Source organism: Peptidiphaga gingivicola (assembly GCF_001652275.1).
In the GTDB taxonomy this organism is placed as follows: Bacteria; Actinomycetota; Actinomycetes; order Actinomycetales; family Actinomycetaceae; genus Peptidiphaga; species Peptidiphaga gingivicola.
The window spans coordinates 244,462-256,662 of sequence record NZ_LVZK01000001.1; the positions used below are offsets into that span (position 1 = coordinate 244,462).

Here is a 12,201-nt window from a genome sequence, read left to right on the forward strand (position 1 = left end):
AGGGGAGCGTCGCATCCCTTGGGCGGGGCGGCGTCCCGAAATGTGAGCGCTGGATTCGCGGCCCTTCGCGCCGCTATGCGAGAACCGATTCGAGGGCGGATGTGAAAAAGGTCAGCCCGTCGGTTCCCGAACGGAGCCCGTCGGCGCCGCCCGGGCCGAAACCCGATTCGACGGCGTGCTCCGGGTGAGGCATGAGCCCGACGACGTTCCCCGACTCGGAGACGACGCCCGCGATGTCGTCGACCGACCCGTTGGGGTTGACTCCAACGTATCGGAAGGCCACGCGCCCCTCGCCTTCAAGGCGAGCGACGGTTTCGGCGTCGGCCTGGAAGCACCCTTCGCCGTTCTTCAAGGGAATCGTGATGACCTGCCCCCTCGTGAAACCGGAGGTCCACGGCGTGTCCGCGTTCTCGACCGCAAGCTTTTGCTCGCGGCAGACGAAACGCTGCCCCTCGTTGCGGACCAGCGCCCCGGGCAGCAGGTGCGCCTCGCACAGAATCTGGAATCCGTTGCAGATCCCCAGCACGGGAACGCCCTTGCCCGCCGCCTCGACGACGGCCGACATGACGGGGGTCAGCGCGGCTATGGCCCCGCATCTGAGGTAGTCGCCGTAGGAAAAGCCCCCGGGCAGCACGATCGCATCGACTTCCCCGACGTCGTCCGAGGCGTACCACAGAGCGACGGGCTCGCCTCCGGCCAATCGAACGGCGCGCGCGGCGTCGCCGTCGTCCAACGTTCCGGGGAACGTGACCACGCCGATCTTCACCGCTCGTCCTCCGCAGCGTAGACGGCAACGACGTCCTCGATGATCGGGTTGGAAAGGCTCGTCGCAGCGAGTTCGCGTGCGGACTCCAGATGCCCCTCAGTCACCGCCCCCTTCACGGAAAGCTGGAAACGCTTGCCCTGCCGCACGTCCGTGAAGACGTCCACTCCGTGCCGAAGGAAGGCTCCGCGCACGGCCTTGCCCTGCGGGTCGAGAATTTCAGGCTTCGGCATGACTTCGACGATGATCCGCCCCAAGGGCTTCCTCCTGTCTCACAAATCGGACGCCATGCGGCGCCTCATGTCCATGATATGGGCACGAGGCGCTTTCGCGCATGATTTTCCGAAATCCGAGCGGCGGGTTCGCCTGGCCGTTCTCCGACCTCGCCCCGTCACGACCAGCGGCTGCCGGTCAGATGCTCGTAGATCTGCACATAACGCTCGTGGGTCTTGTCAACCACCTCGTCGGGCAACGCAGGCGGATGCGTGCCGGAACTCACGTCCCACCCCGATTCCTCCGAGCTCAGCCAGTCGCGGACGAATTGCTTGTCGAGCGAGTGCTGGGACCTTCCCGGCTCGTAGACATTCGCGATCCAGAACCGCGAAGAGTCCGGGGTGAGCACTTCGTCGCCGAGGATGATCTCCTCCGAGCCGGCGTCGGGGGAAACGCCGAACTCGAACTTCGTGTCGGCAATGATGATGCCCCGCTCCGCGGCGATCTCGCGAGCCCTCGCGTACGTCGCAATCGACTTCGCCCGAAGCTCGCGGGCCACGCCCTCTCCCACCCGCGCGGCGGTGTCGGCAAAGGTGATGCTTTGGTCGTGGTCGCCGAGCCTGGCCTTCGTCGTCGGCGTGAAGATCGGCCGGTCGAGGCGCTCCGCCTCCCTGATGCCCGGAGGGAGGGCGACGCCGCACACGGTTCCGCGGCGCTTGTATTCGGCCATGCCGGATCCCGTCAGGTAGCCGCGCACTACGCATTCGACGGGGAAAATCTTGAGGCGGCGGGTGATCATTGCACGCCCTTCGACGGCCGCAGGGACGTTCGTCGATATGACGTGGTTGGGGGTGAGATCGGAGAGCTGCTCGAACCACCACAGCGACAGCTGGGTGAGTATTCTCCCCTTGTCCGGAATCTCGGTGGGAAGAACATAGTCGTAGGCGCTGATCCGATCAGAGGCGACGATTAGGTAAGCATCCTCGCCGTTGTGTGCGTCCACGCCCGACGGAACGTAGACATCGCGAACTTTGCCCGAGTACACGTGCGTCCACCCGGGCAGGTTTCTTGCACCGATTCCAATCATCTGTGTTCTCACTCCCTCGTGTACCACAGTAGTTCTTTCCACGTATTGGATCACGGCTACCTGCCTCTTGTCCATAGGTTGAGATAACCGTTTTTGCCCGCGACGACGACGTCGAACCACGCTTACGCGTCAAACCGGCGCAAAGTCCCAATCAGTCGATTTCGCACCCTCGTGTGCCAATGACCGTAAGGGGCATTGAACACACCGCCGGAAGCGCGAAGTCCAACCCGGGTCGACGCCGAGCCCATCGCCACGTTGCGAATGCAATTTCAACAATACACCCACAGTTTAGCCGTTATCCAGTGATTTTGCCCGATGTTTTCGACGTCGAAGCGGAGGGGCTGATTCGCGGGCGCACGACGGTCACATTCCCGCGGCGACGTCGGTGCGGAAATGCGCCCCTTTCAGCCGGATCTCCGAGATAGCTGCGTAGGCCGCGGCGCGCGCGGCGGCCACGTCCTTTCCCATTCCGACGCACGCCAACACTCGGCCTCCGGCGGACACAACGGCTCCGTCCGATTCCTTCGTTCCCGCGTGGACGACGTGCGCGCCGGGCACGCTTTCAGCCGCGCCCAAGCCCTCGACGGGGTCGCCCGCATGCACCGGCCCGGGATAGCCGGGCGCCGCCAAGACCACGGTGACTGCGGCGTCGGGAAGCCATTCGAGGCGGCGAAGTCCATGCCTGCTGCCGGGCTTCTCTTCGCCCTCCGCCGCCGCTTCCCGTTCGTCTCCATTCAGCTCCGAGCCGCCTCGACTCGGCTGTCCTCCCTTTTCCTCTCGCGGCTCGCCCCGGCCTGCCGCAGACTCGCCCCCGGCCCTTTCAGGCTCTCCGAGAACCGGCCCCAGCTCGCCCCTCGCCGCATCCCGCAAAAGGCCGGCGAGGGGGGTGACCAGCCGCGCCAGCACCGACTGCGTCTCGGGGTCGCCGAAACGCACGTTGAACTCCACCACTTTCACGCCCTCGGAGGTCAACGCCAAGCCGCAGTAGAGCACGCCGACGAAGGGCGTTCCGCGCCGCGCCATTTCGTCTACGACCGGCTGGGCGACCTCGGCGACGACGGCGTCGGCCAGCCCCGGGTCGGCCCACGGGAGCGGCGAGTAGGATCCCATGCCGCCGGTATTGGGCCCCTTGCCGCCGTCGTACGCCCGCTTATAGTCCTGCGCGGGCTCCAGAGGAAGGGCGACGCGTCCGTCGCACAGACAGAAAAGGGAGACCTCGGGCCCGTCGAGGAACTCCTCGATCAGCGCCTTCCCCTCGGGCTTGGCCAGGCACCCCTGGGCGTGGGCGAGGGCGGCGTCTCTGTCATCCGTCACGACGACTCCCTTGCCCGCGGCCAACCCGTCGTCTTTGACCACGTGGGGCGCGCCGAAAGCGTCAAGGGCCGCTTCCACTTCTCCAAGGCTCGTGCACAGCCGCGATCGCGCCGTCTGCACGCCCGCGCTGGCCATGACCTCCTTGGCGAACGCCTTCGAGCCTTCCAGGCGTGCGGCTTCCCGCGAGGGGCCGAAAATGTCGATGCCCGCCTCGCGCACGGCGTCGGCCACGCCAGCGACCAACGGAGCCTCCGGACCGACGACGACGAGGTCGATCCCCTTGCTGCGAGCGAATGCGGCCACGGCCGCCCCGTCGAGGATGTCGAGGTCGACGAGCGTTCCCAATGGGGCCATCCCGGGGTTCCCCGGGGCGATGTAGAGGACGTCGTCGTCGCTGCGAAGAGAACGGGCGATGGCGTGCTCGCGGCCTCCCGACCCGAGTATGAGTATGTTCACGGAACAACCCTAAGCCAGGTTGCGCAACAACGACGATTTGACGCCGGACGTGTCACATTCTGAACGATGCCTCTCCTCCGAACGGCGAATCCCTCCTGAACGACGCCCCTCCCCCGAACGGCGAATCCCTCCTGAACATCGGGTTTTTCCCAAACGACGACGCCTTCCCGAAAGACGAACCGTTTCCAGACGACAAGCCTTTCCAGACGACAAGCCCTCCGCCGGCGTTCCCCGGAAACTCGCCGTCCTCGCCCTTCATCCCAGATCAATCCAACAAATCGCCTCCGCGAAAAGAAAAAGGAGGTTCATGGAAGAGAAAGGATGTTTATAGAAGAAAAGAGACAGTTTGAAGATGGTACGATCGCGAAACGCCAATCAGACTATCGTCTGATTACAGAGCACATTCCACGTCGTTAAACTCCCCAACGGAGGCGTGTCTACCGAACTCCATGCTCACTTTCACATCACGAGTTCAGGAAATGAATATGAAAAAGATACCTTCGCGGCGTCCCGTCTCGAAGGTCAAGGCGATGCTCCTCGCTTTCGTCGTGTCCTTCATCGCAACCGTCGCTTTCGCACCGCGCGCCGCGCAGGCCGCTGAAATCCCAAACGACGGCATCTACGGAATCAAACAGGTGACGCCCGAAGCGACCGCCTGGGGGCAGTGGGACTCAGTCCGGCTCAACTTCACCTGGGCGGTGCCGAACGGCACCAGCCGGGGCGACACGATCGCCGTCGAGCTCCCCGACGTGATCGATGCGGGTTCCGCCCCCGGCTTTGCGGTCCTGTCGCCCTCGGGCGAAGAGATCGGCCGGGCCGCGTTCGATTCGGGCACAAATAGAATGGTCATCACCTTCACCACTGACTACGTGGAAACACACCAGAACGTAAACGGAACAGCATACTTCAACGCCACGCTCAATCAAAGGGCGCTCGTATTCGATTCGACGACGAACGCCATGGACGTCGACATCTTTGGCACGCAGGTGAGGATCAACAAGCTCGTCGGATTCAACGGCCCCGAAGAGGAATCCAAGAAGGGCTGGTGGATACCGAACCAGGCTGAGGCCACGGCCACTGACGAATCCGGCGTTCTCATCAACAGGGACGAATCGGCCATCAGCTACGGAATCGTCTTGGACAATCTCCAATGGACCACCGCCTCGATCGACGACAAGGCCGACGCCGACCTCGTCTACTGCGTCAACGGCCAGGCGGCCGAGGGCGCTTACGCCTTCCTCCAAACGCGCGACGTTGCGAACGGGGTGTTCGAGGCCGGCTCGACGCCCGCCGGGGTTTACATCGAGGCGTCGTGCGACGGGATCGCGAGCGGCGCTCCCAAGATCACCGTGACGAAACCCGCCGGCCTGACGTCCAAGCAGTTGCAGGTGATCTACGGAATGAAACTCCGCACCAACGCCAAGGGACAGCCCGTTCACGGCGCCAAAGACGCCGTCGGGATCAAGAAGACCCTCTCAAACACGGCCAACATCTCCTATGACACCGGCAAGAAGACCCTCGGGCTGGCCAAGTACCTCAAGTTCGAGGGAGGCGGCGGCGAGGGATCCGGCATCACCGTTCCCGCCATCGACATTGAGAAGTACGACGGTGACTGGGAGGGCATCCAGTGGGACGGCTCCGGCGAGCCGGACGTCTCCGGCGATCCGGACTTCGAGCCGAGCAACCTTCCCGCCGGCGACCGCAATTCCGCCCCTGGCCTTTCCCTTGCAGCCGATCAGGGCGCAACGGTCAAATTCACAGTGACCAACGTCGGCATCGAAGATCTGACAAACGTGACAGTCACCGACACAACGGCCGACGGTCCGGCGCTGAAGGACGTCCAGTGCGTCGTCGACGGAACGCCCCGCAAGGCGGACGCGCAGGGCCGGATCGATTTGGGGGCATGGGTCTTCCCGCGGAAGGCGTCCTTCGAATGCCAGGGAACGCTCGACCCGATGGGAGCGAATAAGACGCACGCTGACAACGCGAAGGTCGCTGCCGTTTCAGTTGCCTCGCAAACCCCCGTCGAGGACTCCGACCCCTGGCACGCCGCGTCGGGTCCGGCTCCGAAGGTCTCGGTCGGCGACTTCGTTTGGTTCGACGAGAACAAGAACGGCTTGCAAGACGACGGCGAGCCCGGCATCGAGGGCGTGACCCTCACATTGGTCGGGCCCGACGGCAAAGAGGTCTCCGACGTCGACGGGGCGCCCGTCTCCCCCGTCAAGACTGACAAGAAGGGGGCGTACACATTCGCCAACCTTCCCGTTCTTCCAGCGGGCAAGCACTACACCGTCAAAGTCACCGACCCCGAAGGATACACGCCCACAAAGGCCGGCCAGGGAAGCGATCGGGCAAAGGATTCTTCGACCGGCCAGGCCGAATCCGGGGACCTGACTGCGGACGGTCAGCGCGACGCGACGCTCGACTTCGGCTACGTCAAGCGAGAATCACCTGCGACGCCCACTCCGACGCCGTCCGAGACTCCAACAACGCCTCCCACGGGTCCTTCGACGCCAACGACCGAACCGTCTTCGACGCCGACAACCGGGCCCTCAACACCGCCGACTCCCGTGACACCGCCCACCGGGCCGTCGACGCCGCCGGCGCCTCCCGGGACTCCTTCCATGCCGCCGTCCCTTCCCTCGGCGATACCTCCGACGCCTGCGCAACCGCCTTCGGTTTCCCGCAAGCCAACGCCGAATCCTTCGCAGCCGGCTCCGGCTAAGCCGACTCGCGACGCTCCAAAGAAAACCCTCGCTTTCACGGGCTTGGACAGCACCGCGATGGGGCTCGGCGCGCTTGTTCTGACTGCGGCAGGCGGAACGCTGATCGCGATTCGCAGGCGCAGGAATGCGCTGTGAGGTTGGGCCGTTGGGTTCGCGCAGCAGGCTGCAATAGCTAGCGCGCTGGACACTGCGGCCGAAGCCCTGCAACGCTTCATCAAACAGGGGCGGACCCGATTGATTCGGGTCCGCCCCTCGTTCGTCCGCTCTGAGCTCAGCGCCCACCTGCTGGCTGTACAAGCGTCTGCTCGCCGCTCACGAGGCAGATGAACAAACAACTACTCGCGACGCCCGCCAAGCGTCTGCGCTTCCGTTTGCGCGTCACGAAGCAGGCGGGCAGCGCCCTCTCGCCGGCCGTCAGCCGATCATCAGGCAGCGCCTTTCAGCGCGGCCCCAATCAGGCCTTCGCCGCGGCGATGCGCTCACGGAACTTCGCAAGCTGCTCGGTGATCTTGGCGGGAAGCTTGTCGCCGAACTGCTTGAAGTACTCCTCGGTCTCGTCCATCTCGGCAGCCCAAGCATCGGGGTCGATCTCAAACAGGGCATCCCACGTGGCCTTGTCGACGTCGATCCCATCAAGGTTGAAGTCCTCGAACTTCGGGTAGCGACCGGTCACGCCGTCAATGGCATCGACTTGCCCGCCGACTCGGCGGACGATCCAGTCGAGAACTCGCGAGTTCTCGCCGTATCCCGGCCACATGAACTTGCCGTCGGGGCCCTTGCGGAACCAGTTGACCTGGAAGACCTTCGGGAACTTGTCACCGAGCTTTTCCTGGAGCTCCAGCCAATGGCCCCAGTAATCCGCCATGTGGTATCCGCAGAAAGGCAGCATGGCGAAGGGATCGTGGCGCAGCGAGCCGGCCTTGACGTCCGTCGCGGCGGCGGTCACCTCGGAGGCGACCGACGCTCCGATGAACACGCCGTGGGCATTCTCGTACTGCTCGGCGACGAGCGGCACGTTGCTGGCGCGGCGGCCTCCGAAGAGAATTGCATCGACCGGCACGCCCTGCGGGGCCTCCCAATCCTTACAGATGATCGGACACTGCGAGGCGGGAACCGTGAAGCGGCTGTTCGGGTGGGCGGCCTTCTTGCCCTCGGCGGCGTCGGCGGGGGTGTAGTCCTTGCCGGTCCAGTCGATGAGGTGGTCCGGAAGCGGGGCGTCGATGCCCTCCCACCACACGTCGCCGTCGTCGGTCAGGGCTACGTTCGTGAAGATCGAGTTGCCGCGCATGGTGTCCATCGCCATGGGGTTCGTGTCGTACGAGGTTCCGGGGGCGACGCCGAAGAAGCCGGCCTCGGGGTTGATTGCGTACAGGCGCCCGTCGGGACCGGGGCGCATCCACGCGATGTCGTCGCCGATTGTCTCGACCTTGTAACCGGGAATGGTCGGCTGGAGCATGGCGAGGTTGGTCTTGCCGCAAGCCGAGGGGAAGGCGGCCGTCACGTGGTACTGCTTGCCGGTCTTCTCGTCGGTCAGGCGAAGGATGAGCATATGCTCGGCCATCCACCCCTGGCGGCGGGCCATCGTCGAGGCGATGCGCAGCGCATAGCACTTCTTGCCCAGCAACGCGTTGCCGCCGTAGCCGGAGCCATAGGACCAGATCTCGTTCGTCTCCGGGAAGTGCGTAATGTACTTTTCATCGTTGCAAGGCCAAGCGGTGTCCTCACGGACGGTCCCATCGGCGTCGCGCAGGGGGTATCCGACAGAGTGGACCGCGGGAACCCATTCGCCGCCTTCGCCGATGAGCTTGAGAGCTTTGGATCCCATTCGGGTCATGATGCGCATGTTCGTGACCACGTAGGGAGAGTCGGTCAGCTCGATGCCGAGCTTGGAGATCGGTCCGCCGAGCGGGCCCATCGAGAAGGGAACGACGTACATCGTGCGGCCGCGCATGGCGCCGTCGAACTTCTCGTGGAGGATCTTCTTCATCTCGACCGGGTCGTACCAGTGGTTGGTCGGGCCGGCGTCTTCTTCCTTCTCGGAGCAGATAAACGTCCGGGACTCCACGCGGGCGACGTCGGAGGGAAGCGAGCGCGCAAGGAAGGAGTTGGGGCGCTTCTCGGGATTGAGGCGCGTGAAAACTCCAGCCTCGACCATCTCGGTGGTGAGGCGATCCCATTCTTCGTCCGAGCCATCAGCCCAGTAAATGGAGTCGGGCTTGGCGAGATTGGCCGTCTTCGCAACGAACTCAATCAACTCTTCAGGGGCCTCGGCGGGCGCTCCGGCCCGAACCTCTTCGACGGTGTAGGTCTTATCCGTCATCGCGTTTCCTTCCTGAGTCTGCGATGTGCTGCCGCAGCCCTGCCGCCACGGCGCGAACGACATCTATTGTTGCGGAAAAAGCTGGGGATTTCCCGTGCGTTTCGTCCCAGAATGGCATGGGTGCGGCGGGTGCGATCTTTCACACATCGGCGTCGTCGAAGCCGCCCAAGAGAACCGGGCGGGAGCTTTCGCCGCGCCTCGGCAAACCGCCCGGCGGAGCGCGACGCCGACAAGTGCCTGCAGAGCTTTCCCACGCCCGCTGAAACCTCGCCAAGGGTCCGACGTCGAAGGCGAGGGAAGCGATGCGCGCGCCGAAAGCAAAAGGACAGGCGTGCCCAAAGCAAGAGAAACAGAGAACCAGAACAAGAAGATGCCTCGGCCCAAACACGAGAAACGGGCAGGCCAAGGAACGAGAGGTCCCCACCTGGCAACGTGTGCCGTTTTCTCCCACCAACTATGCTGTTCCCTGTACGGCGCGACAAGCGCGCTTCAAACTAAGGATTCAACAATGAGCGTTCTTCCACGCACAACCGTGAGGAAGCGGTCCCGGTTGCTCGCGGCAGCCTTGCTTCCCTTCATGCTCCTGATCGCCGCGTGCAAGATGGACATGACCGTAGAGTACAAGGACGACGGCACGGCCGTTTCGAGCGTCGTCTTTGAAGACGACGAGGGCAAGTTGAGCGGCCAGAACCTGACGTGCGAATCATTGATGTCTCGGATGAAACAGTCTTTCCAGGGAAGAAGCAGCGCCGGCCTCAATCTGGACAAGTTCAGGATGGAGGACCTTTCCAACGGAGGGAATCTCAAATGCAAGCTGACTCAAAAACAAGCCAGGCAAGAGTCCGGACTCACGAAGACTTCTAGCGGCTACGTCCTCAAACTGGCCGGCAATCCGAGGTTCAACTCTTCAAGCTTCAGGGGGCAGATCCAGGCCACGCTCAAGATTGTCATGCCCGGAAAGATCACCGAAGCGTCCGGAAACGGCAAGATCAGCGGCAACACGGTGAAGTACGAGGGACTCGACGTCATCGCCCAAGGAGCGCAAATCAAGGCCGAAAAGGACGGCGGCTCCAGCGAGGAACCCTCTGCGAACGACGAAGAAACCACAGCGAAGAACGACGACGGGGCGGCAAACAAGCCCGCAGCCTCGTCTAAGAAAGACTCCGACGGCGGATTCCCAATGTGGGCGTGGTTCGCCATCGGAGGCGGCGCCGTCGTCCTCTTGGGCGTCATAATCTTCCTCGCGACGCGAAAGGGGAAGGGATCTGGCCCCGGGCAGGCAGCCTACGCAGCCCCGTTCGGACAGCCGCAGGCCCCGCAGCAGTTCGGCGGGCCCCAGGCACCGCAGCAGTTCGGCGGACCCCAGGCTCCACAACAGTTCGGCGGACCACAGGCCCCGCAGGGCCACTCCCAGTACCCGCCGCAGCAAGGCGGAGGCTACCCACAGAATCCTCCACAGCAGGGCGGCTACTGACAGCTCCTCGGGCACCGTACAGGCCCTCGGTCCGCTCCGGACGCATGGTTCCGGAGCGGACGGACCGAGGAGGCGCTCGGCACAACCGAACACAACGCTCGCACTTCAGCCACCGGCCTTGAACGTAAGTCACGAAGTCTGCGAGGCCCTTCGTTCACCAGAGCACATTCACCGCGTGCTCCTGTCGCTCGCTCAGAACGACCAAGGTTTTCAATTTGCCGAGACTCTCCCGCCCGATCAAAAGAGGGAGCTTGCGAGGATTTTACAACTTGCCGAAGAGTTCGCATCGCGGCCGCGCGCAAGGCGATGAACTATAGGTAAAGCAAGGAACAAAGACGGTCGCTTTCGCCTCAACCGATTGTGCGCAGAGCGCCCAAGTCGCTACCTTTGTTCTTGAACATGACGGACACGCTTATCAGATAGGGACAAGCACATGACTACCATCGCCAAGAAGGGACGTCGCCGGTCCCTTCTTCTCTTTCTGCCATTCCTGCTGATCCTTTCAGCGTGTCGAGTCGATACAAACATCACAGTCGGCGAAGACGGAGGCACCGCCTTAAGCGTAGCGTTCGACACCGAGGACCCCTCGACAAAGGTCGGAGACTGCCAGGTTCTGTCCTCGCAAATGGAGTCCCTAAAATCGACCTATGGCACCCCCGTCATCGAATCGGTTCCCGGTGCGAAGGGCATGGGCTGCAAGCTCACGTTCAAAGACGGTCCCTTCCTGAAGACCCTGGCCGAAAAGGACGACGAGGGGCACGTAACCGTCACCGTTCCCCGAGCATTCTGGCAGGCAATGGACGGCCAGCTCAAGGGCTCGGTGCGTTCGAGAATGAGCGACCTCAAGTTCAAGATGGGCATCACCCTCCCCTCCGAGGTCACGGACGTGAGCAAAGGCGGAAAAATCAATGGAAACACGGCGGAGTGGGATAACTACGACATCGTGAAGAGAGGCGTAAGCGCCACTGCCGGAGGCGAGTTGGGATACATAGGCACCACGGACGACGAGTCGGAAAGCCCCTCCGAGTCGCCCACGACCGCCAAGTCAACCTCGCCTGAAACGACCCCGGACGATACGCCGACGCCATGGGCATCGCCCAAGAAAGACGAAGGCATGCCGATGTGGGCGTGGTTCGCCATCGGCGGCGGCGTTCTTGTAGCCATCGTCGCAATCGTCCTCCTCGTCACCCGCAGGAAGTCCGACGGCGGCTTCCCAGGTTCAGGCGGCTACCCCGGCCCCGGCGGGGGATTCCCCGGCCCCGGGGGCGGATACCCGGGTCCAGGCGGCTACCCCGGCCCCGGCGGCGGAAACTACCCCGGCACGGGCAGCTACCCCGGCTCTGGAGGAGAATACCCGGGTCCAGGCGGATACCCGGGTCCAGGCGGCTACCCCGGCCCCGGCGGCGGAAACTACCCTGGCACGGGCAGCTACCCCGGCCCCGGCGGGCCCACCGGATTAGACGGCGGGCAGCCGCACCAAGGCCAGTATTCAGGCGAAGCTTTCCCAGGCCCGCAGTCGGCGCAATCGGCAGGCCAGGTGGAGGCAGGGAACGCTTTGCAGGCTTCGGCGGGCGCGAGCCGGACGTCGTCGACCGCCGCAAGCCCGATTCCGTCGAGTGAAAGTGCGTCGGCCATGGCCTCTCCAAGCGCTCAGACCACGCCCCTGCCGAACACTCCCGGTGCCGAAACCACGCCCCTGCCGAGCACTCCCGGCGCCGAAACCACGCCCTTGTCGTACTCTCCCTCCGATTTCCCCTCGCCAGGCGCGCGGGATGGACTTACGGTCCCCCTGAGCGTCCCGCCGACCAAGGTTCTCTAGGCCTCGACGCTCTATGAGGCCCCGACTCG

Annotated in this window: 9 protein-coding genes; 3 read left to right on the top strand and 6 right to left on the bottom strand. The window is 63.9% G+C overall.

The features are described 5' to 3' along the window. Positions 1-73: 73 nt before the first annotated feature. The 5 genes from purQ to A4H34_RS01055 form a co-directional block, all read right to left on the bottom strand. Complete coding sequence (purQ, locus tag A4H34_RS01035; protein WP_064230774.1) at positions 74-766, bottom strand: phosphoribosylformylglycinamidine synthase subunit PurQ; 693 nt, start codon at positions 764-766, stop codon at positions 74-76. Then, positions 763-1,020, bottom strand: a complete 258-nt coding sequence (locus tag A4H34_RS01040; protein WP_064230775.1) for a phosphoribosylformylglycinamidine synthase subunit PurS — start codon at positions 1,018-1,020, stop codon at positions 763-765. Before A4H34_RS01040 ends, purQ begins: the two co-directional genes overlap by 4 nt. 134 nt (positions 1,021-1,154) lie before the next feature. Next, positions 1,155-2,063, bottom strand: a complete 909-nt coding sequence (locus A4H34_RS01045) for a phosphoribosylaminoimidazolesuccinocarboxamide synthase (protein ID WP_064230776.1) — start codon at positions 2,061-2,063, stop codon at positions 1,155-1,157. Positions 2,064-2,426: 363 nt separating this feature from the next. After that, the gene (gene purD, locus A4H34_RS01050; RefSeq protein WP_064230777.1) at positions 2,427-3,833 is read right to left on the bottom strand and encodes a phosphoribosylamine--glycine ligase; all 1,407 of its coding nucleotides are present in this window, start codon (positions 3,831-3,833) and stop codon (positions 2,427-2,429) included. A gap of 52 nt (positions 3,834-3,885) precedes the next feature. Further along, positions 3,886-4,092 (bottom strand): hypothetical protein, encoded by a 207-nt coding sequence (locus A4H34_RS01055; protein ID WP_064230778.1) that lies wholly within the window; start codon positions 4,090-4,092, stop codon positions 3,886-3,888. 226 nt (positions 4,093-4,318) lie between these two features. Here A4H34_RS01055 and A4H34_RS01060 point away from each other — a divergent pair, with 226 nt between their 5' ends. After that, positions 4,319-6,694: an SdrD B-like domain-containing protein gene (locus A4H34_RS01060; RefSeq protein ID WP_064230779.1), complete on the top strand. Its 2,376-nt coding sequence runs from the start codon at positions 4,319-4,321 to the stop codon at positions 6,692-6,694. Between the two features lie 319 nt (positions 6,695-7,013). On the opposite strand, the gene A4H34_RS01065 is transcribed toward A4H34_RS01060, so the two are convergent. Next, a complete protein-coding gene (locus A4H34_RS01065; RefSeq protein ID WP_009198337.1) occupies positions 7,014-8,879 on the bottom strand; it encodes a phosphoenolpyruvate carboxykinase (GTP) in 1,866 nt (621 codons plus the stop codon). Between the two features lie 508 nt (positions 8,880-9,387). Here A4H34_RS01065 and A4H34_RS01070 point away from each other — a divergent pair. After that, complete coding sequence (locus A4H34_RS01070) at positions 9,388-10,353, top strand: proline-rich domain-containing protein (RefSeq protein WP_156510198.1); 966 nt, start codon at positions 9,388-9,390, stop codon at positions 10,351-10,353. 433 nt (positions 10,354-10,786) lie between these two features. Then, the gene (locus tag A4H34_RS11130; protein WP_064230781.1) at positions 10,787-12,172 is read left to right on the top strand and encodes a hypothetical protein; all 1,386 of its coding nucleotides are present in this window, start codon (positions 10,787-10,789) and stop codon (positions 12,170-12,172) included. Positions 12,173-12,201: the final 29 nt, after the last annotated feature.

What these genes read in the sequence shown, in the direction of transcription:
- A4H34_RS01070 (WP_156510198.1), top strand. Translation starts at nt 9,388, where the DNA reads ATGAGCGTTCTTCCACGCACAACCGTGAGGAAGCGGTCCCGGTTGCTC.
- A4H34_RS01055 (WP_064230778.1), bottom strand. Translation starts at nt 4,092, where the DNA reads ATGAAGGGCGAGGACGGCGAGTTTCCGGGGAACGCCGGCGGAGGGCTT.
- A4H34_RS11130 (WP_064230781.1), top strand. Translation starts at nt 10,787, where the DNA reads ATGACTACCATCGCCAAGAAGGGACGTCGCCGGTCCCTTCTTCTCTTT.
- A4H34_RS01065 (WP_009198337.1), bottom strand. Translation starts at nt 8,879, where the DNA reads ATGACGGATAAGACCTACACCGTCGAAGAGGTTCGGGCCGGAGCGCCC.
- A4H34_RS01060 (WP_064230779.1), top strand. Translation starts at nt 4,319, where the DNA reads ATGAAAAAGATACCTTCGCGGCGTCCCGTCTCGAAGGTCAAGGCGATG.
- A4H34_RS01045 (WP_064230776.1), bottom strand. Translation starts at nt 2,063, where the DNA reads ATGATTGGAATCGGTGCAAGAAACCTGCCCGGGTGGACGCACGTGTAC.